22 protein-coding genes and 1 tRNA gene are annotated in these 24,229 nt (G+C 67.0%); 13 read left to right on the top strand and 10 right to left on the bottom strand.

The genetic code is table 11. The features are described 5' to 3' along the window. Nucleotides 1–6 precede the first annotated feature (6 nt). The 6 genes from B6S44_RS04070 to B6S44_RS04045 form a co-directional block, all read right to left on the bottom strand. Nucleotides 7–882 carry a hydroxymethylglutaryl-CoA lyase gene (locus tag B6S44_RS04070; RefSeq protein ID WP_129155439.1) on the bottom strand — a complete coding sequence of 292 codons (876 nt, stop codon included), beginning with the start codon at nt 880–882 and terminating at the stop codon, nt 7–9. Between the two features lie 2 nt (nt 883–884). Then, nucleotides 885–1,589 carry an ABC transporter ATP-binding protein gene (locus B6S44_RS04065; protein WP_129155602.1) on the bottom strand — a complete coding sequence of 235 codons (705 nt, stop codon included), beginning with the start codon at nt 1,587–1,589 and terminating at the stop codon, nt 885–887. Nucleotides 1,590–1,591: 2 nt separating this feature from the next. Beyond that, a complete protein-coding gene (locus B6S44_RS04060; protein WP_129155438.1) occupies nt 1,592–3,370 on the bottom strand; it encodes a branched-chain amino acid ABC transporter ATP-binding protein/permease in 1,779 nt (592 codons plus the stop codon). Next, entirely contained in the window at nt 3,370–4,287 is a 918-nt protein-coding gene (locus tag B6S44_RS04055; RefSeq protein WP_129155437.1) for a branched-chain amino acid ABC transporter permease, read from the bottom strand. The genes B6S44_RS04060 and B6S44_RS04055 overlap by 1 nt, the downstream gene beginning before the upstream one ends. Nucleotides 4,288–4,474: 187 nt before the next feature. After that, entirely contained in the window at nt 4,475–5,677 is a 1,203-nt protein-coding gene (locus B6S44_RS04050; protein ID WP_129155436.1) for an ABC transporter substrate-binding protein, read from the bottom strand. 66 nt (nt 5,678–5,743) lie between these two features. Then, nucleotides 5,744–7,063, bottom strand: a complete 1,320-nt coding sequence (locus B6S44_RS04045) for a hydroxymethylglutaryl-CoA reductase, degradative (RefSeq protein ID WP_129155435.1) — start codon at nt 7,061–7,063, stop codon at nt 5,744–5,746. A gap of 160 nt (nt 7,064–7,223) precedes the next feature. Between B6S44_RS04045 and B6S44_RS04040 the strand changes: the two genes are divergently transcribed. Then, complete coding sequence (locus B6S44_RS04040; RefSeq protein WP_129155434.1) at nt 7,224–8,633, top strand: aminotransferase-like domain-containing protein; 1,410 nt, start codon at nt 7,224–7,226, stop codon at nt 8,631–8,633. A 20-nt stretch (nt 8,634–8,653) separates the two neighbouring features. Next, nucleotides 8,654–8,875 carry a CoA transferase gene (locus B6S44_RS04035; RefSeq protein WP_248309427.1) on the top strand — a complete coding sequence of 74 codons (222 nt, stop codon included), beginning with the start codon at nt 8,654–8,656 and terminating at the stop codon, nt 8,873–8,875. 66 nt (nt 8,876–8,941) lie between these two features. Here the strand turns inward: B6S44_RS04035 and B6S44_RS04030 are convergent. Then, nucleotides 8,942–9,031: transfer RNA gene (locus B6S44_RS04030), tRNA-Ser, on the bottom strand. Nucleotides 9,032–9,429: 398 nt separating this feature from the next. Between B6S44_RS04030 and B6S44_RS04025 the strand changes: the two genes are divergently transcribed. The 8 genes from B6S44_RS04025 (at nt 9,430) to B6S44_RS03990 (ending at nt 18,119) form a co-directional block, all read left to right on the top strand. Then, entirely contained in the window at nt 9,430–10,545 is a 1,116-nt protein-coding gene (locus B6S44_RS04025) for a septal ring lytic transglycosylase RlpA family protein (RefSeq protein ID WP_282568164.1), read from the top strand. 70 nt (nt 10,546–10,615) lie between these two features. Further along, nucleotides 10,616–11,809, top strand: coding sequence for a D-alanyl-D-alanine carboxypeptidase family protein (locus tag B6S44_RS04020; protein ID WP_129155433.1), 1,194 nt, complete (start codon nt 10,616–10,618; stop codon nt 11,807–11,809). A gap of 2 nt (nt 11,810–11,811) precedes the next feature. Then, on the top strand, nt 11,812–12,486 hold the full coding sequence (gene tmk / locus B6S44_RS04015) for a dTMP kinase (RefSeq protein WP_248309426.1): 675 nt from the start codon (nt 11,812–11,814) through the stop codon (nt 12,484–12,486). After that, the gene (locus tag B6S44_RS04010; RefSeq protein ID WP_129155432.1) at nt 12,483–13,550 is read left to right on the top strand and encodes a DNA polymerase III subunit delta'; all 1,068 of its coding nucleotides are present in this window, start codon (nt 12,483–12,485) and stop codon (nt 13,548–13,550) included. The genes tmk and B6S44_RS04010 overlap by 4 nt, the downstream gene beginning before the upstream one ends. A 23-nt stretch (nt 13,551–13,573) precedes the next feature. Continuing rightward, entirely contained in the window at nt 13,574–15,133 is a 1,560-nt protein-coding gene (metG, locus tag B6S44_RS04005; protein ID WP_129155431.1) for a methionine--tRNA ligase, read from the top strand. Continuing rightward, entirely contained in the window at nt 15,133–15,933 is an 801-nt protein-coding gene (locus tag B6S44_RS04000) for a TatD family hydrolase (RefSeq protein ID WP_129155430.1), read from the top strand. The genes metG and B6S44_RS04000 overlap by 1 nt, the downstream gene beginning before the upstream one ends. A gap of 15 nt (nt 15,934–15,948) precedes the next feature. Then, the gene (locus B6S44_RS03995) at nt 15,949–16,746 is read left to right on the top strand and encodes an MBL fold metallo-hydrolase (protein WP_129155429.1); all 798 of its coding nucleotides are present in this window, start codon (nt 15,949–15,951) and stop codon (nt 16,744–16,746) included. Nucleotides 16,747–17,138: 392 nt separating this feature from the next. Beyond that, nucleotides 17,139–18,119 (top strand): Bug family tripartite tricarboxylate transporter substrate binding protein, encoded by a 981-nt coding sequence (locus B6S44_RS03990; RefSeq protein WP_129155428.1) that lies wholly within the window; start codon nt 17,139–17,141, stop codon nt 18,117–18,119. A gap of 12 nt (nt 18,120–18,131) precedes the next feature. Here the strand turns inward: B6S44_RS03990 and B6S44_RS03985 are convergent, their stop codons facing one another. Together B6S44_RS03985 and arfB are read right to left on the bottom strand one after the other, a co-directional pair. Next, nucleotides 18,132–18,683, bottom strand: a complete 552-nt coding sequence (locus B6S44_RS03985; RefSeq protein WP_248309425.1) for a regulatory protein RecX — start codon at nt 18,681–18,683, stop codon at nt 18,132–18,134. Nucleotides 18,684–18,809: 126 nt separating this feature from the next. Next, complete coding sequence (arfB, locus tag B6S44_RS03980) at nt 18,810–19,229, bottom strand: alternative ribosome rescue aminoacyl-tRNA hydrolase ArfB (protein WP_129155426.1); 420 nt, start codon at nt 19,227–19,229, stop codon at nt 18,810–18,812. Nucleotides 19,230–19,266: 37 nt separating this feature from the next. Here arfB and mazG point away from each other — a divergent pair, with 37 nt between their 5' ends. Next, nucleotides 19,267–20,103, top strand: a complete 837-nt coding sequence (mazG, locus tag B6S44_RS03975; protein WP_129155425.1) for a nucleoside triphosphate pyrophosphohydrolase — start codon at nt 19,267–19,269, stop codon at nt 20,101–20,103. A 60-nt stretch (nt 20,104–20,163) separates the two neighbouring features. Here the strand turns inward: mazG and B6S44_RS03970 are convergent, their stop codons facing one another. Then, entirely contained in the window at nt 20,164–21,015 is an 852-nt protein-coding gene (locus B6S44_RS03970) for an invasion associated locus B family protein (protein WP_129155424.1), read from the bottom strand. Nucleotides 21,016–21,256: 241 nt separating this feature from the next. On the opposite strand from B6S44_RS03970, the gene B6S44_RS03965 reads away from it, so the two are divergent. Together B6S44_RS03965 and B6S44_RS03960 are read left to right on the top strand one after the other, a co-directional pair. Beyond that, a complete protein-coding gene (locus B6S44_RS03965; RefSeq protein ID WP_129155423.1) occupies nt 21,257–23,119 on the top strand; it encodes an extracellular solute-binding protein in 1,863 nt (620 codons plus the stop codon). A 14-nt stretch (nt 23,120–23,133) separates the two neighbouring features. Next, complete coding sequence (locus B6S44_RS03960; RefSeq protein ID WP_164985713.1) at nt 23,134–24,162, top strand: AMP-binding protein; 1,029 nt, start codon at nt 23,134–23,136, stop codon at nt 24,160–24,162. The last annotated feature ends 67 nt before the right edge of the window (nt 24,163–24,229 follow it).

The raw sequence follows: 24,229 nt of genomic DNA, 5'->3' as shown, positions 1-24,229 counted from the left end.
AGCTCGTTATCTCAGCGCATCGCCGGCCGGCCGAAAGCGGGCGATAACCCGTTCGGCTATCGCGCTCAGGCGGGCGAGGTCGACCCCGGTCTCGATCCCCTTGGCTGCGAAATGTGCGACGAGCCGTTCGGTCGCGAGATTGCCGGCGGCACCGGGGGCATAGGGGCAGCCGCCAAGACCTCCGACCGAACCGTCAAAGACGCGCAGTCCCAGCTCCCACGCCGCCGCGACATTGGCGATGGCGCGGCCGGAAGTGTCGTGGAAGTGCCCGGCCAGCATCGCGGCCGGCGCCCGCCGCAACGCCGCCTCGACCATGGCGGCCGTCCGTTCCGGCGTGCCGCGGCCGAGTGTATCGGAGAGTGCGATCTCGCTGCAGCCGAGTTCGAGCAGCTCGGCCGAGACTGCGGCCACCGCCTCGGGCGCGATCTCTCCTTCATAGGGGCAGTCGAGCGCGCAGGAGACATAGCCCCGCACCGGCACGCCGGCACGTACCGCCAGCGCCATCACCGGCCGGAAGCGCCCGATGCTCTCGGCGATCGAGCAATTGGTGTTCTTCCGGCAGAAGCTCTCGGAAGCGGCCGTGAACACGGCCAGCGCCTGCGCACCGGCGGCCAGCGCAGCCTCCGCGCCCTTCTCATTGGGGACCAGCGCCGAAAAGGTCACGCTCGGTCGATGAGGAACGCCGCGCATCACCGCCTCGTGGTCAGCCATCTGAGGCACCCAGCGCGGCGAGACGAAGGCGGTCGCCTCGATCCGTGCCAGGCCGGCATCGGCGAGCTCGGCGATCAAAGCGAGCTTGTCCTGCGTCGCGACCTCGCCCTTCTCGTTCTGCAGCCCGTCGCGCGGGCCAACCTCGACGATGGTTACGCGCTCTGCGGCCATCGTCAGGCGCCGAGATAGGCCGAGCGTACGCGCTCGTCGCGCAGCAGCTCAGCGCCGGTGCCCTCGAGCGTGATCGTGCCGGTCTCGATGACATAGGCGCGGTCGGCAACGGCGAGCGCCTGATTGGCCATCTGCTCGACCAGCAGGATCGTCATGCCCTCCTCGCGCAGCCGGCGGATCACGGCGAAGACCTCGCGCACGATCAGCGGCGCCAGGCCGAGCGAAGGCTCGTCGAGCAGCAGGAGCTTGGGCCGCGCCATCAAGGCGCGAGCGATCGCCAGCATCTGCTGCTCGCCGCCCGAGAGCGTCCCGGCGAGCTGGTCCTGACGTTCGGCGAGGCGCGGGAAGACGCTGAAATAGCGCTCGATATCGGCGGCGATGCCATCCTCGTCGCGGCGGGCATAAGCGCCGAGCACGAGATTGTCGCGCACGCTCTGGTCGCCGAAGACCATGCGCCCTTCCGGCGAGTGGCCGATGCCAAGCCGGACGCACTCATGGCCCTTGATGCCGGTGGTGTCGCGGCCTTCGAAGCGGATCGAGCCGCCGGCGACTTTCGCCAGCCCCCCGATCGCCCGCATCAGTGTCGACTTGCCGGCGCCATTGCCACCAATCAGCGTGACGACCTCACCTTGGCCGACCCGCAGCGAGATGCCCTTCAGCGCCTCGACCGCGCCATAGCGGACCTTCAGCCCCTCAATCGCGAGCATGGTCATGCGGCCTCGTCCTCATCGGCGCCGAGATAGGCAGCAACCACCTTGGGATCGCGGCGGATCGCCTCCGGCCGCCCCTCGGCGATCAGCGCGCCATAGTCGAGCACCAGCACATGCTGGGAGATGCCCATGACCAGGTCCATGTGATGCTCGATCAACAACACGGTGACGCCGGCCAACTGGATGCGCTGGATGAGCTCGCCGAGTTCGTGCGTCTCCTGCGGGTTGAGGCCGGCCGCCGGCTCGTCGAGCAGCAGGAGCTTTGGCTGCGAGGCGAGGGCGCGGGCGATCTCGAGCCGCCGTTGCAAGCCGTAGGGCAGGCTCTTTGCCGGCTCATGGGCGCGCTCGCCGAGGCCGAGATCGCGCAGCAGCGCCAGCGCATCGGCTCGGGCCGTGGCTTCGGCGCACCTGCTCGACGGCAGGCCGAGCAGCGAGGCGGCAAAGCCGGTCTCAACATGCCGGTGCGCGCCGAGCAGAACATTGTCGAGCGCCGAGAGTTCGCCGAACAGCTTCAGGTTCTGGAAGGTCCGGGCGATGCCGAGCCCGGCGACGCGATGGGCGGGCAGGCCGACGGTCTCCCGTCCTTCGAAGCGGATCGAACCGCCATCGGGCGCGACATGGCCGGAGAGCAGGTTGAGCAGCGTGGTCTTGCCGGCGCCATTCGGGCCGATCAGCGCATGGACCTTGCCGGCGCCGATCGCGAAGGAGACGTTGCGGACCGGCACGATGCCGCCATAGGCCTTGTAGAGGTCCTTCACGAGCAGGATTTCGCCGCCCGCCGGCGCGGCCGAGGCAGCTGACAGGACACTGTGGCCGACGACATCCGGCAGGGCAGGGGCGCTCCGCCGCCACCGCGTTGCGAGGCTGGACACCGCACCGGCGATACCATTCGGCATCAGGTAGAGCGAGAACAGCAGCAGCGCGCCATAGCTGAAGTGCTGCAGAGCCGGCCAGCGCGCCAGCCAGGCATCGAGCAGGGTCAGGATCACCGCGCCGAAGAGCGGCCCGTAGAGCGAACCCGAGCCGCCGAAGATCACCACGACCAGCAGGAAGATCGACAGGTTGAAGGTGATGAAGTCGGAGTTGAAGTACTGGTTCTGCTGCGCGACGACGGCGCCGGCGAGCGCGCAGGTCACCGCCGAGATGACGAAGGCCAGCGTCTTGGCCCGCACCACGGAGATGCCGACCGATTGCGCCGCCGGCTCGGCCATCTGCACCGCGAGGAAAGCCCGGCCGTAGCGGCCGGCGAGCAGCGAGCGCAGTGTCAGATGCGTCGCGATACAGAGCGCGCCGACGAACCAGACCCAGTGCAGGTTGGTGAAGCTCGTGCCGGCGATCGAGGGCGCGCTGATGCCGTAGAAGCCGGCCTGACCCTTGAAGATATCGGTCCATTCCGTGGCGATCTTCTCAACGACGATGCCAAAGCCGATCGTCACCATGGCGAGACTCGGCCCCGAGACGCGCACCGAGGGTATCGCGATGACCAGGCCGAAGATCGCGCCGAAACCGCAGGCCAGCAGCAGCGAGATCCAGGGGCTCAGTCCCCATTCGATGTTGGCGATCGCCGCCATATAGGCGCCGACGGCGAAGAGCCCGGCATGCCCCAGCGATTTCTGACCGGCATAGCCGACGAGCACGTTCAAGCCGGCGGCGGCGAGATAGTTCACCCCGATCGTGAACAGGATCTGCAGGTAGAAATCGTTGAAGCCGAGATAGGGCACGAGCGCGAGCGCGGCGACCAGCACCGCCACTCCGATGGCGTGGGCGAGCGCCGGCATCAGATCTTCTCCACGCTGCGCGCGCCCATCAGCCCGCTCGGCCGAACGACCAGCACGATGATGATCAGCAGGAAGATGGTGATCTCGCGCATCTCGGCGCGCCACAAGCCGACAAGCGCCTCGACCACGCCGAGCAGGAAGCCGCCGAGCATGCAGCCACGCGGGCTGGTCAAGCCGCCGACGATCGCGGCCGAGAAGGCCTTCAGCGCGACGCCGAGCCCGATGAAGACCGAGGCCGTGGTGATCGGCGCGATCAGGATGCCGGCGAGCCCCGCCAGAGCAGAGGAGATGACGAAAGCGGCGATCACGATCGACTCGACATTGATGCCGACGATCGCCGCCGCCTGCGGGTTGAAGGCGACGGCCCGCAGCGCCTTGCCGAAGCGCGTCTTGCGCAGGACGATGTCGAGCAGGGCCATGACCGCGACCGCGACGACCGCAATCAGCACCTCCTGCGGGCGGATACCGGCGCCGGCGATGCGCCAGACCTCGCTGCCGAGTGGCGAGGGCACCGCGATCGAGGCCGGGCCCCAGATCGCCAGCGCGGTGTTCTGCATGATGATGCCGAAGCCGATCGTGCTCAGCACCCAGTTCAGCCCGCCCGCGCCGACGAAAGGCTTGATCGCGCAGTAGTAGAGCACGATGCCGATGGCGCCGACCACGACGACGCTGGCGACCGTCGCCAGCACATAAGCCGTCATGGTCATCTCGGCCTGGCTGAGGTTGCCGAAATGCGGCTTGCCGGCGGCCAACAGCAGCAGCGAGACGCCGACCAGGCTGCCCGGCACGAGGAACGCGCCCTGGCCGAAATTGAAGGTCTTGGTCGTGGCGTAGGTGATGTTGAAGCCGAGCGCGATCAGCCCGTAGATCGCGCCCAGCGCCAGACCGCTGGCCAGAGCCTGAAGGAATGCCGTCATCGTCTCTCCGCTCTGTCGGGCGGGTTGGGTTACCTGCCGAACCGCGCCGTCATCCCGGCCGTAGCGAAGCGGAGCGCCGGGATCCATCGTAGAGCGCGGTGCCCTCCGATGGATCCCGGATCAGCGCCGCTTCGCGACTTGTCCGGGATGACGCAGTGTTTCCTGCGCCAAACCGATCAGCAATCAATCAGCGCTTCAGATCAGCCGCCGTCAGGCCCTTGACCACCGGATCGTCGAGCTTGACCACGCGGCCGTCCTTCCACTGCGCGAGGTGAAAGTCGGCGACGCCGAGCGCCTCGTGCTGCTCCTTGCTGAAGGGCTTCTCGTACGTCTTGATGATGCCCTGCACCGCGCCGAGGTTCTCGAGCGCAGCCTGCAGCTTCGGGCCGTCCGTACCGTCGGCCTGCTTGATCGCGGCGGCGATCAGCATCACCGCGTCATAGCCCTGAGCGGCCGAGACGAAGGCCGGCATGTTCGGGTGCTTGGCGACGAGGCGCTTGTGCAGCGCCGCGGCCCGGTCGCTGGCATCCTCGGTGGTCGACGCCGCGAAGATCGTCTTCTCCGCGAGCTTGGGGCCGGCGATGTTGACCAGCGGCGTGTTGATCGAGCCCCAGGTCGAGAGCAGGCCGGGGTAATAGTCCATCTTCTCCATGCTCTTCAGCACCTGCGCCGTCGCGTCCGCCAGCGAGCCGGTGATGATCATATCGGCGCTGGCCGCCTTCAGCTTGGCGAGCTGCGAGGTCATGTCGGTGTCCTTCGGCCCGAACTTCTCGATGCCGACCGGCTTGATGCCGTGCAGGGCCAGGATCTCCTGCAGGTCCTTGGTCGCGGCCTGGCCGTAGCCCGTGGTGTCGGCGATGATCGCGACATTCTTGGTCTTCGAGGCCTTGACCGCATAGGCGGCGAGCAGAGCGAGTTGCTCGCGATCAACCATCGAGACGCGGAAGATGTAGTTTTGCGGTTCCTTGGCGTAGCGGGCGGTGATGTCGGTCGCGGTCGCGACATGCGAGATCACCGGCACCTTCTTCTGCTGCGGGATATGCAGCCAGGCGAGCGCATTGCCTGAGTTGGTCGGGCCGACTACGGCCGCGACCTTTTCGTTGTCGATCAGCTCGTTCATGTTCTGAATCGACTTCGGCGGGGCGCCGGCATCGTCGCGGACGACGCCGACGAGCTTGCGACCGAGAACGCCGCCCTGCGCATTCAGATCCTCGATCGCCGCCTGGAAGCCGTAGAGGCCGGACAGGCCGAGCTCGGCCGCGCCGGAGGCCGACTGGTCGGCATTGTAGCCGATCTTGATCTCGTTCTGCGCGAAGGCCGGCAGCGACAGCGCCATACCGGTCGAGACCAGCAGGGCACTGAGCGTGCGGCGGGTGATGCGATTGTCCATGAACGTTCCTCCGGTTGTCGTCCGCTTGCTGCGGTTCTGTGGTGAGAGTTGAAAAAGGGTGCAGGGTCAGCCTTTGCGCCGCTCCGCCAGCAGTTCGCGCGCCCGGTCGACGCGGACATCGTGAGTGCGGGCGAGCTCGGCGGCGATCGCCTCGACCTCGGCGCCCTCGGCACCGGCGACGATGGCGATGTTGCGGGCGTGCAGCGCCATGTGGCCGCGCTGGATGCCCTCGGTCGCCAGCGCCCGGAGCGCCGCCATGTTCTGGGCGAGCCCGACCGCGACGGTGACCTCGGCCAGCTCCTGCGCGCTGGTAACGCCGAGCAGGCGCAGCGCCCATTGCGCCAGCGGATGCGTCTTGGTGGCGCCGCCGACCAAGCCGAGCGCCATCGGCAGCTCGATCGAGCCGACGAGATTGCCGTCGCGATCCTCTTCCCAGGTCGTCAGCGAGGTGTAGCGACCACTGCGCGCGGCATAGGCATGGGCGCCGGCCTCGATGGCGCGCCAGTCATTGCCGGTCGCGACCACGACCGGATCGATGCCGTTCATGATGCCCTTGTTGTGGGTGGTGGCGCGATAGGGGTCGATCGCGGCGAAGGTATAGGCGTCGAGCATGCCGTCGATCATGCGCCGGCCGGAGAATTCCTTGGTCGCCAGTGCGGCCTCGGGGATGGTGACGCTTGCCCGCGCCAACCGGAGATCGGCGAGGTTGGAGAGGATGCGCAGGCGCACCGTGCCGCCGGTGATGCGCTCGACGATCGGCGCCACCGTCTCGGCCATGGTGTTGACGGTATTGGCGCCCATCGCGTCGCGCACGTCGACGAGCAGGTGCATCACCACGATCGGCCCGCGCGGCGTCTGCGGGAAGACATGGACCTCGATGCCCTGGCAGCCGCCACCGAGCGAGATCAGCACCTTGTCCTTGGCGTTGGCGGCTGCGACGATTTCGGCCTGCGCCGCCAGCAGCTTGTGGCGTGCCCCTTCGGGATCGCCGACGCCGAGCAACTGGACCTGCGCCCGCATGATCGGCCGGTCGCTCGACGTGCGGAAGCCGCCGGAGCCGCGCGCGATCCGGGCCATATAGGAGGCCGCGGCGACGACGGACGGCTCCTCGACCGCCATCGGGATCAGGTAGTCCTTGCCGTTGACCGTGAAGTTGGTGGCGATGCCGAGCGGCAATTCGAACGTGCCGACGACATTCTCGATCATGCCGTTGGCGAGGGCGAGCGGCAGCGCGCCCGGCTGCGCCACCAAGGCGCGGTCGGCATCGGAAAGCCCGGCCGCCGCGACGGCTTGGGACAGCCGCTCGGCACAGCTCAGATTCCGGTAGTTCTCGATGCGCGAGTTTATCTCGCGCCCGGCGGCGCTCTGCGCCTCGGCCGTCGTCATGTCGTTTCCTCCCCAGTCGGGGTTTTTGATGCGCTGCGCGATGGGCACCGGCGCTTCTTCGGTTGACAAGCTCGGACAATCGCTGGAGAGCGGCAAGGCACAATTTCTGCGATGCCCCATTCTCTGTACCAGTTCGTTGACTGGTACAATGCGAGGCCCGATGGACGAGCAGGTCGACAGCAACCGGACCGGTGCGATCGTCGCCCGGATCAGCCGGATGATCGACGAGGGGCTGCTCCAGCCCGGCCGGCGCATGGCTTCGCTGCGGCTGGCGGCCGGCGAATACGGCGTCTCCAAGAACACCATGGTCGAGATCTATGACCGGCTGGTCGCCGGCGGCCTTCTCGAAGCCCGCCGCGGCGCCGGCTTCTATGTCCGCGCGCCCGGACAGCGACCGAGCGAGGCGCCGCCGCCGCATATGAGCGAGGCGATCGACATCGTCTCGCTGCTGCGCGAGCAGCTCTGCCAGGTCCATCCCGTGCGCGTCGGCGATGGTCGCCCGCCGCGCTCCTGGATGGAGGATTCCGAGCTCGGGCGGCATTTGCGCCTGCGCACCGGCAAGGGCGACCTGCCGGTCGAGCACGGCTATGGCGATCCGGTCGGTTATGCGCCCTTGCGCGCCCAGATCGGGCTGATGCTGGCCGAGCGCTCGATCCAGGTCTCGCCGGCGCAGATCCTGCTGACCTTCGGCGCCAACCACGCCCTCGACCTGATCATCCGCCAGCTGCTGCAGCCCGGCGACACGGTCCTGGTCGACAGCCCCGGCTATTACCCGCTCTTCGGCAAGCTGAAGCTCGCCCGTATTGAGATCGCCGGCGTCAAGCGCCTGCCGGACGGACCAGATCTCGACGATCTCGCAGCTCAGATTGCGCGCCACCGGCCGAAAGTCTTCTTCACCCAGTCGCTGGCGCATAACCCGACCGGCGGCTCGATCGCGCTGCCGATCGCCCATCGCCTGTTGCAGATCGCCGCCCAGCACGATCTCACCATCGTCGAGGACGATCCTTTCGCCGACGTGATGCCGGCGAGCGCACCGCGTCTTGCGGCACTCGATCAGCTCGAGCGGGTGATCTATCTCGGCACCTTCTCGAAGACGCTCTCGGCGAGCCTGCGCATCGGCTACATCGCCGCGAGCCCGGCACTCGCCCGCTCGCTCGGCGACATGAAGATGCTGACCGTGGTCAATTCCTCCGGCTATCTGGAGCGGCTGGTCAGCGACCTGATCGCCAGCGGCCAGTACCGCCACCACCTCAAGCGCCTGAAGGAACGGATCGGCAAGGCGACCCGTATCGCCTTCGGCGGTCTGGAGCGCCTCGGCCTGCCGATCTTCGCGCGCCAGGGCGGCGGCTACTATCTCTGGGTCGGATTGCCGCCTGGCCTCGACGACCTCGCGCTGGCGCGCCGCGCTTCCGAGCAAGGCATCTTCATCGCGCCCGGCACGGTTTTCCTGCCCGAAAGGCACCAGCCCGAAGGCGACGAAAAAGCCGCCGGCATGCGGGTCAACGTCGCCTATGCGGACGACCCCGCCTTCTTGACCTTCCTTCAGGCCGAACTGGCGAACGTGACCTAGCGTATTGGCGCCGACCGAATATGAGCGTCAACGGCGAGCTCGGCGGGGCGCCACTGCGGGTCGGACTCCCTGTCGTCGACATGGTGACGGGGCTCAACGCCGTGATCGGCATTCTCATGGCGCTGCACGAACGAGCATTGAGTGGGAGAGGACAGTTCGTCGAGGCGACGCTCTATGATTGCGGGGTCTCGCCGCTGGATCCCCATCTGCGCTCAGGCATCTCGTCTCCGCCCCCGGTGTAGCAGTTAAGGGATTTTTTCCCTGAGACGCCATGTACTTAGAATGATCTCAACGACTTAGCAGTGTGATGGCGGAAGGGGTGGGATTCGAACCCACGGTGGGCTTGCACCCACGGCGGTTTTCAAGACCGCTGCCTTAAACCACTCGGCCACCCTTCCGGTGGCCTGTCATTGCCGCCACCCACGGATTTTTGCAAGCGGCCCGCTGATTGATTGCGACAAATCTCCTCCAGATCTTATAAAAACAAACACACTTTCAACAGCTTGAGAAAATTCAGCGCCCTTGATCGCAGGCCATGTCGAGGCGCGGACCCAAGCGTGGCGCAGCTGTCACGCTCCCCTGAAAAATGGCGCCGGGAAGGTGGCGGATTGACAGTTGCCGCATTTCCGACACCTTTATGCCCGCCCAAAGGCCGGGCTGGGCTTCCGTTGACGGTGGCGCGTACGCGCTTCCGCCGCTTAACGATCCCTTAATGGAACTGGTCGAAAACTGCGACCTTGCCACGCTGGTGGCTGGGGCGGCGTAGCGTTTTCGGCGCGACGAACGGGAATGCGGCATGATGCGAGGCGCGAGCACTTCGGCACCGGCGGTGATTCCCCCTGCGGCCAATTGCGACGACGCCCCGCGCGCCTCTTCATCCTTCTCCACGGCGACCCGCCTCGGCTGTGTCGTGCTGGCAGGCTTGTTCCTGGCGAACTGTGCCAACGATCAGGTCGCCCGCCGCGGCAAGTCGAAAGAGATCGGCGCCTTCCCGTCCTCGAAATACGGTCCCGCCAGTGCGCGTGTGGTCGAAGAAGGGCAGCCGGTGCCGAAAGGTGGCGGCCGCGAGCTGATCGGCCGCAGCTACACCGTCGCCGGCAAGCGCTACACGCCCTATGAGAAGCCGGTCGGCTTCACCGCAGTCGGGACGGCTTCCTGGTATGGCGAGGCTTTCCACGGCCGCCGCACCGCCAATGGCGAAGTCTATGACCGCATGAGCATCAGCGCGGCGCACCCGACCATGCCGCTGCCGGCCTATGCCCGCGTCACCAACGTCACCAACAGCCGTTCGATCATCGTGCGCGTCAACGATCGCGGCCCGTTCCATGGCGGGCGCGTCATGGACGTCTCGCAGAAGACGGCCGATGCGCTCGCCTTCCGCCATCTTGGCACGGCACGCGTCAAGATCGAGTATCTCGGCCAGGCCTCGCTCGCCGGATCCGACGACCAGATGCTGCTCGCTTCGCTGCGCACCGACGGCTCGCCGGCCTCGATCCCGGGCCAGAGCAGCCGCACCATGATCGCGAGCGCTGCGCAGCAGGTCGATCTCGGCCGTTCCTCTGGGCCGGATCTCGACGACGAACCCGCAAGGCCGGCTCCCGCGCCTGCCCGGGCCGAGCCGGCTCCGGTCATGGCCCAACCGGTCGTACAAGCCTATGCCCCCGAGCAGCCGCGCACGATCGCGGCGCAGAGCCCGATCGTTGCCAGCGTCGCAACATCATCAGCAGTGGGCGTTCCTGTCAGCGGCGTTCGCTTGCCGCCCTCTCGCCCGTTCGATCTCGACACGATCGCAAATGCCGGCAAGCCGGTCCCGGTGCTGCGTCCGGCCGCGGTCAACGCGCCGCTGCCGGTGCCGCGCGCCAGCTTCAGCAGCATGAAGGCGCAGACGCTGCAGCCGCTGGCGCGGAATTGAGTCAAGCCCGGGCTTGACCGCCCGGAACCGCACATCATCTGATCACGCTATGACGCAAGGTCGATCAGTGATGGTGCGCGCTCATGTTCCGCGGGTTCTGCGCGGAATTCTCGCTCTGCTCGCCATGTTACTCGCGCTTGCGCCGGGCCTTGTTCGCGCACAGGCGTTCCAGTCGGCTGCGCCCTATGCACTCCTGCTCGATTCCGCGAGCGGCGCCGTGCTCTACGAGAAGGCTGCCGACGAGCTGATGGTGCCGGCGAGCATGGTGAAGCTCGCGACCGCGCTGGTCGCCTTCCAGGAGATCGCTGCCGGCAAGATGACGCTGGAGACCGAGATTTCGATCTCGGAGAACGCCTGGCGCAAGGGTGGCGGCATCTCCGGCGGCTCGACCATGTTCGCCATCGTCAACAGCCGGGTGAAGCTCGGCGATATCCTGCAGGGCCTGATTGTGCAGTCCGGCAACGACGCCGCGATCGCGCTCGCTGAGGCTGTCGCCGGCGACGAGGCCAGCTTCGCCAGGGTGATGACCGAACGCGTCCATGCGCTCGGCCTGACGAAGTCGCAGTTCCGCAACGCCAGTGGCATGGCCGATCCGCAGCAGAAGGTGACGGCGCGCGAGCTTGCCTTCCTCTCCGATCACATCATCAAGACCTATCCGGAGCTCTACAGGCTCTTTGGCCAGCGCGACTTCACCTGGAACAAGATCAAGCAGAGCAACCGTAACCCGCTGCTCGCCATGGATATCGGCGCCGACGGCCTGAAAACCGGCAATATCGACGAAACCGGCTATGGCCTCGTCGGTTCGGCGGTGCAGAAGGGCCAGCGGCTGATCGTCGTCGTCAACGGGCTGAAGAATGCGCGTGATCGCGCCAGCGAGGCCCGCAAGCTGCTCGAATGGGGCTTCCGGTCCTTCGAGCAGAAACAGGTCTTCGCCGAGGGCGAGACGGTCGGCGAGGCCAGCGTCTTCGGCGGCGAGAAGGGCCGCGTCGCACTCAAGGCCAAGGGGCCGGTCAATTTGCTTGTGCCGCGCGGCAGCAGCGAGCGTCTCGCCGCCCGCATCGTCTATCGCGGGCCCTTGCAAGCGCCCGTGGCGGAAGGGGCGGAGGTTGCGCGTCTGCTGGTCACACGCGGCGAGATCAAGACGCTCGAGCTTCCGCTTTACGCCGCCGAGACGGTTGCGGTCGGCAGTCTGCAGCGGCGTGCCCTCGACGCGCTGATGGAGGCCGCGACCGGCTGGGTCCGCAAGGCCTTCAAGCGGAGCTGAGCGTGGCGAAAGCGAAAGCGCGGCCCGCTGGGCATTTCATCACGCTCGAGGGCGGGGAAGGGGCCGGCAAGTCGACCCTCGCCAAGGCGCTCGCGGCGCGGCTCGAGGCACTGGGGCGCACCGTCGAGTTGACGCGCGAGCCCGGTGGCTCGTCCAAGGCGGAGCGCATTCGCGAGGCTCTGCTCGCCGGCAAGATCAAGCCCTATGGCGCTTTTGCCGAGGCGCTGATGTTCCAGGCCGCCCGCATCGACCATGTCGACAGCCGGATCAAGCCGGCGCTGGCGCGCGGCGCCTGGGTGATCTGCGACCGCTTCATCGATTCGACGCGCGTCTACCAGGGCACGCTTGGCGAGATCGCCGCAGACAAGCTCGCGGCTCTGGAGGCGGTCGCGATCGCCGGGCTGATGCCGGAGCTGACCTTCATCCTCGACCTCGCGCCCGAGACCGGGCTGGCGCGCGCTGCCCGCCGCCGCAAGCCGGGCGAGGCCACGGACCGTTTCGAGAGCGAAACGATCGCGTTTCACCGCCGCCTACGCCAGGGCTTTCTCGACATCGCCGCGGCGGAACCGCAGCGCTGCGTCGTACTCGATGCCAGCCTCACACCGGAGATCCTGGCGGAGAAGGCCTGGGAGGCGCTTTCCAGCCGGCTGCCCTTGCCGCAGATTGCGCCGGCATGATCGAATCAAGCAACGACCCCGACCGCCTGCCGAACGCGCCGCATCCGCGCGAGACGCTGGCGCTCATCGGCCATCAGCGCCAGGAAAAGGCTTTCCTGACGGCGCTGCGCTCCGGCCGCATGCACCATGGCTGGCTGCTCGGCGGCCCGGAAGGCATTGGCAAGGCGAGCTTCGCCTACCGCGCCGCCCGCTTCATGCTCGAAGGTGACCCGCTGCGTCGCGCGGAGGCTGCCCGTGACCTTGCCATGCCGGAGGAGAACGGTGCCACCCGCAAGGTCGCGGCGCAGTCGCATCCGGATCTGCACCTCCTGCGCCGTATCGCCAAGCCGGACGGCAAGAGCTTCACCAGCAACATCCCGGTCGATCTGGTGCGCCGGGTCATCGACCGCTTCGGCTCCAGCGCGGGCGAGGGCGGCTGGCGCGTCGCCATCGTCGATTCCGCCGAGGACCTCGACCGCCCGGGCGCCAATGCACTGCTGAAGCTGCTGGAAGAACCGCCGCCGCGTTGCCTTTTCCTGATCGTCGCCCATGCGCCCGGCCGCGTCTTGCCGACAATCCGCTCGCGCTGCCGGCTGCTCGCCTTCGAACCGCTGGGCGAGGATGACGTCGCCAAAGCCGGCGGGATTGCACTGGAGCGCATGCGCCTGCCCTACGACGCTTCGGCGCTCGAACGGGCCGCATCCTTGTCCGAAGGCTCGGTCAAACGGGCGCTGACCTATGTCGATCCCGAGACGCTGGCGCTGGTCGAGGCGGTGAGGGCGCGGCTCGACGCATTGCCCGCGATCGATCTTACGGCGCTGCTGGCGCTTGGCGAGGATGTCGCGGGCAGGGCGGGCGAGGCCGATTTCGCCGTCATGATCGAGACCGTGCAGGGCTGGCTCGGCGCCCATCTTTATGCGCATGCCGCCGCCGGCCCGGCCCGGCTTGCGCCCCTTGCGGAGGTGTGGGAGAGACTTGCACGCGCCGCGAACGAGGTCGAAACCTATAATCTCGATCGCCGCCCCCTCGTCATGTCGCTGTTTCACGATCTGTCGGAGGCGGTTTCCCGCTCGCGCGCGGCCTGACAACGATACGAAACCGGACAGCTATGGCCTCGGCCCCCACCTTCTACATCTCGACGGCGATCTCCTATCCGAACGGCGCGCCGCATATCGGTCACGCCTATGAAGTCGTGGCGGCCGACGCGATCGCCCGCTTCAAGCGGCTCGACGGCTTCGACGTCTATTTCCAGACCGGCACCGACGATCACGGCCTGAAGATCTTCCAGGCCGCGGCCAAGGAAGGCCTGACGCCGAAGGAGCTGGTCGATCGGACAGCGCCGCGCTTCAAGGCGATGGCCGACGCGCTGAACTGCGCCTATGACCGCTTCATCCGCACGGTCGATGCCGACCATCTCCCGTCGACCCAGGAGCTCTGGCGGCGGATGGAGGCCAATGGCGACATCTACCTCGACCGTTATGCCGGCTGGTACTCGGTGCGCGACGAGGCCTATTACGGCGAGGAAGAGACCCATCTCAACGCCGATGGCATCCGCATCGGCGGGCAGGGCACGCCGGTCGAATGGACCGAGGAGGAAAGCTATTTCTTCCGGCTCTCGGCCTACCAGGACAAGTTGCTGGCGCACTACGAGGCCAATCCGGAGTTCATCGGTCCTGACACACGCAGGAACGAGGTTGTCAGTTTCGCCAAGAGCGGCCTGCAGGACTTCTCGATCAGCCGCACCACCTTCGACTGGGGACTGCCGGTCCCCGGTAACCCGAAGCATGTGATGTATGTCTGGGTCGACGCACTCAACAACTACGTCACCGGCTGCGGCTTCCCCGATGGAAACGACCCGCGCTGGCGCTTCTGGCCGGCAGATGTCCATATCATCGGCAAGGACATCGTGCGCTTCCACGCGATCTATTGGCCGGCGATGCTGATGTCGGCCGGCCTGCCGCTGCCGAAGCGCGTTTACGGTCACGGCTTCCTGCTCTCCAAAGGCGAGAAGATGTCGAAATCGGTCGGCAACGTCGTCGACCCGTTCGATCTCGCCGATGCCTATGGCGTCGACCAGCTGCGCTATTTCTTCCTGCGCGAGGTCTCGTTCGGCCAGGACGGCAACTACAGCCATGAGGCGATCGTCGGGCGCATCAATGCCGACCTCGCCAATGATCTCGGCAATCTGGCACAGCGCTCGCTGTCGATGATCGCCAAGAACTGCGAGGGCAGGGTGCCGCCGGCCGGCGCGCTGGCGGAAGGCGACCTTGCCATGCTGGCGCAGGCCGACGGGCTCCTGGCGAAGACGCGCGCCGCCATGCAGGATTTCGCCCTGCATGTCGTGCTCGCCGATATCTGGGCCGTGGTCGCCGAGGCCAACCGCTATTTCGCCAACAACGAGCCGTGGAAGCTCTCCAAGAGCGACCCGGCCCGGCGCGATACGGTGCTCTACGTCACGATCGAGACGATCCGGCAGATCGCGATCCTGGTCCAGCCGGTGATGCCGCAGGCCATGGCGAAGCTGCTCGACCTGCTGGCTGTTCCCGGCGGAGCGCGCGATTTCGCGGCGCTCGGCGAGGCTGGCCGCCTTGTCGCTGGCACGGCCCTGCCGGCGCCTAGCGCGGTCTTCCCGCGCTATGTCGAGCCGGAAGGCGGCGAGGCGGCCTGATGCTGATCGATACGCATTGCCATCTCGATTTCCCGGATTTCGCCGAGGATATCGGAGCCTATGTCCGCCGCGCCGAAGCGGCCGGCGTCGGCCGGATGGTGACGATCTCGACCCGTGTCGCGCGCTTTGCGACCTATACGGCGCTGGCCGAGCGTTTCCCTGCCGTCTGGTGCACGGTCGGCACGCATCCGCACGGGGCCCATGAGGAGCTCGACGTCACCGCCGGGCAACTGGTGGAGTTGTCGCGCCATCCGCGCTGCGTCGCCATCGGCGAGGCCGGGCTCGACTATCACTACGACAAGAGCCCGCGCGAGGCGCAGGAACAGGGCTTGCGCACGCACATCGAGGCCGCGCGCCAGACCCAGCTACCGCTGGTGATCCATTCGCGCGAAGCCGACGAGGACATGGCGGCGATCCTGCGCGAGGAAATGGGGAAGGGCGCCTTCCCTGCCATCCTGCACTGCTTCACCGCAGGCGAAATGCTGGCCCGCACCGGCGTCGAGCTCGGCTGCTACATCTCCTTCTCGGGCATCCTGACCTTCAAGACGTCCGAAGCGCTACGCGCGATCGCCCGCGACATCCCGCTGGAGCACCTGCTGGTCGAGACCGATGCGCCCTATCTCGCCCCGACCCCTTATCGCGGCAAGCGTAACGAACCATCCTATGTTGTTGAAACTGCGAAGGTTCTCGCTGACGTCAAGGGCGTGTCTTTCGACGAGATCGCACGGATCACCACGGAGAACGCCAGGCGCTGCTACTGGAAGATGGACCACGCCGCGCCTGTGGCGAAGGTCGCCTGAGGCCGGCCGCACCGCATGAGCCTGACCGTCACCATCCTCGGCTGCGGCTCATCCGGCGGCGTCCCGCGGCCGGGCTCCGGCTGGGGCGCCTGTGACCCGGACAATTCGAAGAACCGACGCCGCCGCTGCTCGCTACTGGTAGAGCGCCGCGGGCCAAGCGGCACGACGAGCGTTCTGATCGACACCACGCCGGACCTTCGCGAGCAGCTTCTGTCCGCAAACGTCGCGCGGCTCGATGCGACGCTGTTCAGCCACGACCATGCCGACCACACCCACGGCATCGACGATCTGCGCGCGCTCGTTCTGCACATGCGCAAGCGCATACCGGTCCATGCCGACGCGGTGACCGGAGCAACGCTGCGGGAGCGCTTCGCCTATCTGTTCGAGACGCCGCCCGGCAGCCTGTACCCGCCGATCCTCGATCTCGCACCGCTGGCCGCCGGCGCGACGCTGGCGATCGATGGCCCCGGCGGTATGATCGAGACGCTGCCGTTCCGGCTTGAGCATGGCCCGAACTATAATGCGCTCGGCTTCCGCTTCGGCGGGCTCGGCTATGCACCGGATGTCAGCGCGATCCCACCGGAATCAGTGGCGGCGATGAGCGGGCTCGACGTGCTGATCCTCGATGCGCTCCGCGAAGCGCCGCATCCGAGCCACTTCAATTTGGAGCAGTCGCTGGAGGCGATCGCGCAGCTGAAGCCGCGCCGCGCGATCCTGACGAACCTGCACGTCGATCTCGATTACTCCAGCCTGTCCAAGCGCTTGCCGGATAACATTGAACCGGCATTCGATGGCATGACGATCAGCATCTGAGTTCGGTTGAGGCTCCAAGCCCATATCTGTGCATCAATTTAAGTTCCATAATATGTCTTATGCGAATCAAGCTTGCCTCGACATTGCGAGCATCGAGCCTCTCCTCGGAACCGGTTGACTGACCAACCTCTCCAGTTGCGGCGAAGCCTCCCTGCTTCCTCGCAGCGATCTCAGCATCGTCCGATTGGGCCCTGAGCTCCCTGGTTCAGCGCTATCCATGGTCGCAGTCGCAGTGAGCCACCGGCGACACTGCCGACCTGGCAGACCCTGCTTTCGTCGGGTTGCCATTTCGGTATGGCGATGCGCTAATCTCCGAAACGCTCGGCAATCGCACGAAGCGCCATCGCAAGGGCCTTGAAGAGCCCGGGAAAATCTCAAGGGAGGTCTGTTCGATGTTGAAGTCCGGCTGGCTCGGCGCGCTTGCGCTCGCCACCTTTGCTCAGCTTGTCCCGGCGACTCCGGCGACGGCCCAATCCTGGCCGCAGAAGCCGGTCAGCTTTATCGTGCCGTTCCCGGCCGGCGGCGGCACCGACGCCTTCGCCCGCCCCCTCGCCGCCCAGCTCGAACAGCAGCTCGGCCAGCGCATCCTGATCGACAACCGCGGCGGCGCCGGCGGTACTGTCGGTGCCTCTGCCGCTTCCAAGGCGACGCCCGACGGCTACACCTTCTTCATCGGCGCCGCGCACCACGCCATCGCGCCGGCGCTCTATCCCAGGCTCGACTACAACATCCAAACCGACTTCATCCCGATCGGGGTGATCGCCCAGCCGCCGCAGGTCGTGGTCGTCCACCCGGGCAAGGTCCAGGCCAAGACGCTGGCCGAGCTGATCGACTACGCCAAGAAGAACCCTGACAAGCTGAACTACGGTTCGGCCGGCAACGGCACCACGCACCACCTCGCCGGCGAGCTCTTCAAGCTCACCACGAAGGTGAATCTGACCCACGTGCCCTATCGCGGCGCTGGTCCGCTGATGCAGGACCTCGTCGCCGGCCAGGTCGATCTCGCCTTCGACGGTCTCGGCTCCTCTGCTGCACAGATATCCAGCGGCACGCTGCGCGCGCTCGCTGTCGCCGCGCCCAAGCGCGCCAGCGCCTTCCCCGACGTGCCGACCACCGCCGAAGCCGGCGTGCCGGGCTACGAGGTCTCGACCTGGTATGCGATGTGGGCGCCGAAGAACACGCCGCCGGAGATCGTCGCCAGGATGACCGCCGAGCTGCAGAAGGCGCTGGCCGTGCCGATGGTAAGCGAGGCCTGGAAGAGGAACGGCTCGGAGATCCCGAACCTTTACGGGCCGGCCTTCGGCGACTTCGTCAAGTTGGAGGTGGCGCGCTGGGGCAAGGTTGTGGCCGAGGCCAACGTCAAGCCCGACTGAGCGAACGGGTGGTCACACGCCCTCGCCCGCGCCGTCGATCACGGTGCGGGCGATCGTCAGGCTGAAGCCGGCGCGCGCTAGCGTCGCGATGTCTTTCTGGCGTTGCGCAGCCCTGTCGCCGCGGCTCCATGGTCCCAGGCGCTTGCGCCGGGCGGCGATGCGCGCCGCCGTCAGGTCGGCGTCCTCATCGGGGACAACCATCTCGGCGACGAGCTCTCGCCCGACGCCCTTGGCAGCAAGCCCTGCCGCAACGGCGCGCGCCGAACGCCCCTTGCGACGCAGGCTCTGCGCCCTCGCCTCGGCGAAGCGGCGATCGTCGACCAGGCCGGAAGCAACGCAGGACGCGACGATCTCGTCCACCGCTGCGGAAAACTCCAGCGGATCGAGATCATGATGCCGGCAGCTTCGGTCGATCTTGCGCTGCAGGACGCGGCGCAATTGCGCCTCAGGCACCGAATAGCGTTCGAGATAGTAGAGGGCGGCGCGCCTGAGATAAGCCGTATCGACCCGCCTCGGCGCCGGTCGCTCTCTAGGCGCCGCCTCTCCGTCCCGCCTCCACGTCACGCTAGAGCAGGATGCGAAAAAGAGGGAACCGGTTTTTCGCATTGATCCTGCTCTAACTCTTTGATGAGAGACGGATTCAGATTTCAGATGGAAGCGCCTTGCGATTCCATCTGAAATCATCCGGCTCTAGTCGAAGCTCGGCTTGCCTCGGCCCGACTTGACCGAGGAGCGCCGCTCCTTCGAGGCGAGGCGCCGCTCCTTCGAGGCCTTGGTCGGCTTGGTCACCCTGCGCACCTTCGGCCGCACCTCGGCCTTCCGGATCAGCTCGATCAGCCGCGCCAGCGCCTCCTCGCGGTTGCGGCTCTGGCTGCGATGCTCCTGTGCCGAGATGACGATGACACCGTCCTGCGTCAGTCGGCTGCCGGCGAGCTTCATCAGGCGGATCGCCACATCGTTGGGAAGCGATTGCGAGCGGCGAACATCGAATCTGAGCTCGACCGCGCTCGAGACCTTGTTGACGTTCTGCCCGCCCGGGCCGGAGGCGCGCACGAAGCTCTCCTCGATCTCGCTCTCGTCGATCGCAATGGACGGGGTGACTTGAATCATGGGAGGAGGCTAGCCCAACCCGAAGAGAATTGCAGCGATGAAGCCTTCGCGTGACATTGCCGGCCTGATCGAGATCATGGCAGCCCTGCGGACACCGGGCACGGGCTGTCCTTGGGATCTTGAGCAGGATTTCGCCTCGATCGCGCCCTATACCGTCGAAGAAGCCTATGAAGTTGCCGACGCGATCGCCCGCGGCGACCTCGTCGACCTCAAGGACGAGCTCGGCGACCTCCTGCTGCAGGTCGTGTTCCACGCCCGCATGGCGCAGGAGCAAGGCTCCTTCGCTTTCCCCGATGTGGTCGAGGCGATCACCACCAAGCTGATTCGCCGGCACCCGCACGTCTTCGGCGAGGCCCGCGACCTGTCACCGGCCGAGGTGAAAGCGCTCTGGGGGCAAATCAAGGCACAGGAAAAGGCGGACAAGGCGCGTGCGCGCGCTGAGGCCGGGCTTCCTGAGCCCGCTGACGCCAAAGGTGTGCTCGCCGGCGTGCCGACCACCCTGCCCTCGCTCACCCGCGCCTGGAAGCTCCAGGCCAAGGCGTCGACCGTCGGCTTCGACTGGAACGATGCCCGGCTGGTGCTGGACAAGATCCGCGAGGAGACCGCCGAGATCGACGAAGCGCTCGCCGGTGGCGACAAGGCTGCGATCAAGGAGGAGATCGGCGACCTGCTTTTCGTGATCGCCAACCTCGCCCGCCATGTCGACGCCGATCCGGAGGCTTGCCTCACCGCGGCCAACGCCAAGTTCGAGCGGCGCTTCGGCGGCATCGAGGCCGCTTTGGAACGCCAGGGGCGCGAGCCAGGGCAGGCCTCGCTCGAGGAATTGGAGGCGCTCTGGCAGCAGGTCAAGCGCGCCGAGCGCACGACCTCCTGACCAAACGAAAACGCCGGGCGCGAGGCCCGGCGTCGATAATCATTTGGTCTGATCGGCAGATCAGGGCCTCGGAGCCGGAGCGGGCGTCGCGCCCGGAGCCGGAGCCAGACCGGGGACCGCCGGCGTACCCGGAGCCGGTGCTGCGCCGGGGGTGGCATCGGCCGCGCCGCCGCCGAGACGCTTGCGCAACTCCTCCTGGCGCTTGGCGAGCTCGTCCTGCAGAGCCTTCTGCTGCTCTTCCAGCACCTTCGGGTCGATCGGCGCGCCGTCGAAGCCCTTGGCGAAGTCCGAGAGCGGGATCGAGAAGGAAACCTCGCGGGCCGCCTGGTTCTGGACGCTGATGTTGAGGTTGGTGCCCTTCTTCATCGCGTTGATGAAGTCGTCCTTGACCTGCGCCTCGGCGAAGCAGCCATTCGGGAAGCAGACCGCATAGCGACCCGGCGTTGGCTGCGCGGTGTCGACGCCGAAGCGGATGCCGGGCTGCAGCAGCAGGCCGAGCGGCATCAGGAAGCGCACGATCTTGTTGGGATCGCCCTTCACGTCATAGACCGCGACGGCGAGCACCGGCTGGCCCTGATCCGAGACGAAGTCGCGCGTGGTGTAGCAGATTTCCTTGTTGGCGGCCTGGTCCTTGCCGCAGACCTTGGTCCAGGTCGTCTGCGAGGGCTCGGGCTTGACCTGAACGACGGTCGGGCCGGTCTGCGCCGCCTGGCCCTGGGCCGGCTGCTGCGCGGGAGCGGGCTGTTGCGCCGGCTGGGCTGGGCGGCTCGCCGGGCGCTGCGGCTGGGCCTGCTGCGCGAAGGAAGCAAAGGGAGCGAGAGCAACGGCGGCGCCCAGCACGAGCGCGAGGCTGCGGACCGTGCTCTTCGCGGTGGCGCCCTGGCTCTGGGACAGGCGGGTCGAAGCTGACATCTGCGGTTCCTTGACCATGGAAACTTGTTCGGCTGCCGCATCTGGCGGCGTGCATCACCCAAGCGCTCAACCGGCAAGGTGCCGGAGCCGATGGTGGCGTGAGCACATCAAGCGCGATTGAGGCGTTTGAATGACGCCCGGCCCTGCGTTTAGCGACTTCTTTCGCCGGTTTCCAGCCCGAAGAGCGCGGCGCGACAAGTTTGATCGCATGTTATCCTACGGCAGGGAATCAGGTTTGAGCATGTATCGACGCATCAGCGCCTCGGCGCGCCCGGCTTGGCTTTTCGGGCTCGTGCTTGCGAGCCTCGCGGCGTTCGGCCTCGTGGGCGGAGCGCGCGCGACTGCTGCCGAGAACGACAACGCGATCGCCATGCACGGCGAACCTGCCCTGCCCAAGGGCTTCGAGCACCTGCCTTATGCCGATCCAAAGGCGCCCAAGGGCGGGCGAATCATCTTCGGCCAGCAGGGCACCTTCGACAGCCTCAACCCGTTGGTCGTGCTCGGCGTCGCCCCGGACGCGGTGCCGCGCTATGTCCAGCAAAGCCTGCTCTTCCGCTCCGCCGACGAACCGTTCACGGCCTATGGCCTGCTGGCAAGCAAAGTCGAGCTCAATCCGGAGCGAACCCTGCTCGCCTTCCAGATCGATCCGCGCGCCCGCTTCTCCGACGGCAAGCCGGTCACCGCGCAGGATGTGATCTTCACCTTCGAGATGCTGAAGACCAAGGGCAAGCCGTTCCACCGCTCAAGTCTGGCGCGGGTGACCAAGGCCGAAGCATCCTCGCCCGATCGCGTCGTCTTCGAGCTCGGCGACGGCTCCAATCGTGAGCTTCCGCTGGTCATCGGCGCCATGCCGATCTTCGCCAGGCACGCCACCGACGCTGAAAAATTCGGCGACACCAGTTTCAAGCCGGCGCTCGGCTCCGGCCCCTACCTGGTCGACGAGATCAAGCCCGGCGAGATGCTGCGGTTGAAGCGCCGCAAGGATTTCTGGGCCGAGGATCATCCTCTCACCCGCGGGCTCTTCAACGCCGAGGAGATCCGATACGATTTCTACCGCGATTCCAACGCCTTGTTTGAAGCTTTCAAGGCAGGTCTTTATGATGTCCGTCTCGAAAGTGACCCGACGCGCTGGATGACTGGCTACGACGTCCCGGCGGTGCGCGACGGCCGGATTATACGCGATACGCTGCGCTTCCAGACGCCGAAGGGCATGACCGGCCTGGTCTTCAACACACGCCGCCCGCAATTCGCCGATATCCGCGTCCGCGAGGCGCTGGCCATGCTGTTCGATTTCGAATGGGCCAACCGCAACCTGTTCCACGGCGTCTATCGCCGCGCTGGCAGCTTCTTCGCCGACAGCGAACTCTCGGCGCTGGGTGTCCCGGCCGATGAGCGCGAGAAGGCGCTGCTCGCAGCTTTCCCCGGCACCGTGCGTGACGACATACTCGCAGGGACATGGGCTCCTGCCGCAAGCGACGGCTCCGGCCGTGACCGCGACCTGGCTCGCCGCGCGCTCGATCTGCTTGAGGCCGCGGGCTACCGACTGAGCGACGGGCAATTGCGCAAGGGCGGCCAGAAGAACGGCCAAGACGATGCCTTTAGCTTCGAGATCACCGTGACCAATCGGCCGCAGGAGCGGCTGGCGCTGAACTATGCGACCTCGCTCGCCCGGCTCGGCATCGCGGTCACGGTCCGGCTGATCGACGACGTCCAATACTGGCGCAGGCTTTCGACCTTCGATTTCGACATGATCCAGTGGACCTGGCCGGCCTCGGCCTCGCCGGGCAACGAACAGGTCGGCCGCTGGGGTTCGGCCAATGCCGAACGCAAGGGCGCGCTGAACTATGCCGGCGTGCGCTCGCCGGCGATCGACGCGACGCTGCAGGCGCTGCTGGCGGCGCGCTCGCGCGAGGGCTTTGTTGCCGCTGTGCGCACGCTCGACCGGCTGCTGCTCTCGGGCTTCTACGCCGTGCCACTCTACTACCTGCCCGAAACGTGGCTGGCACGATCGCGCGAGATCACCCTGCCCCAGCGGCGACCGACCTATTTCTTCTCCACCGAGACGCTGGCGCGGCTGCCTGCCCCGTCGGCGCCCGCCAACTAGGCCGGCCGATGCGGATGGGCTCTGACGAAATCTCCATCGGCGCGCTGGTCGAGGGGCTCGATTTCGACAGCCTGCTCAAGGCGCTCGCCGCCCGCCGCGGCTATGAGCCGGCCTTTCGCGACCCGCCCGGCCGGCGCGACTGGAGCGATTTTGCGCCTGGCGCCTTCGGTTTCGCCGAGCTCGATAGCCGCGTCGACCGGCTCGCCAACCTGCTCCTGCTGGCCAAACCCCAGCCCGGCGCCTGCGTCGCGATCCTGGCCCCGCTCGGTCCAGAGGCATTGATCTCGATTCTCGCCAGTCTCCGGGCGGGCTTGTCTCCGATGGTCCTGCCGGCACATGCCAAGGAGGCGGAACTGCTTCCCATCATCGAGCGCTCCGGTGCCGTGATGGCGCTCGGCGTGCCGCGGATCGGCGACCTGCAGCCCCTGCACCTGCTTCGCGACGTCGCGGCGCGCTCCTTCGGCATGCGCTTCATCGGCGGTTTCGGGACGCGTGTGCCGGACGGCGTCGCGGCCCTCGAACCGCTGCTCGGCCATGGCGCCACGCCGACAGCTCTGCCGCCAGCCGCAATCCGGGCGCCAATCCGGGTCGTCGACGGCCATAGCCTGGCCGGCCCGTTCCAGGTTAGCGAGAAGGAGGTGCTGGCCAAGGCGCTCGAGATCTCACGCGTGCTGAAGCCGCTGGCCTCGGCGCGTCTGATCACCACCCTGGTCGGCGGTGACCTCGCAGCGCTCGCGACCGGCCCCGGCATCGCGCTCCTCACCGGCGTCGAACTGCTGCCGCTCGGCCTGTTCATGCTCGACGACCTGCGCGCCTGCCTGGAAGGCGGCCGCATGGTCCATCTCGTCATTCCCGCTGCGATGGAGCCCGCACTCGCCCGCTCGAAGCTCGGCAGCCATAAGACACTGACCAGCCTCGTCGTCACCCGCCGCGCCGGTGAGGACGACGGCCTGCCGCAGCTCGACCGGCCCGATCTCGCCATCGTCGATGTCATCACGCACGCGCCGGAACGGGTCGAGGTCAGGCGACGCAATCCGGGCTGAGCCTCACCGTCGTTGCGAGGAGCGAAGCGACGAAGCAATCCAGGAGCGGCAGAGCGTTGCGCCAAGC

The organism is Allobosea sp. Tri-44 (genome assembly GCF_004123845.1).
Lineage (GTDB): Bacteria > Pseudomonadota > Alphaproteobacteria > Rhizobiales > Beijerinckiaceae > Allobosea.
Note: the sequence above shows the minus strand (reverse complement) of the source record. Positions and strands in the feature narration are given on the sequence as shown.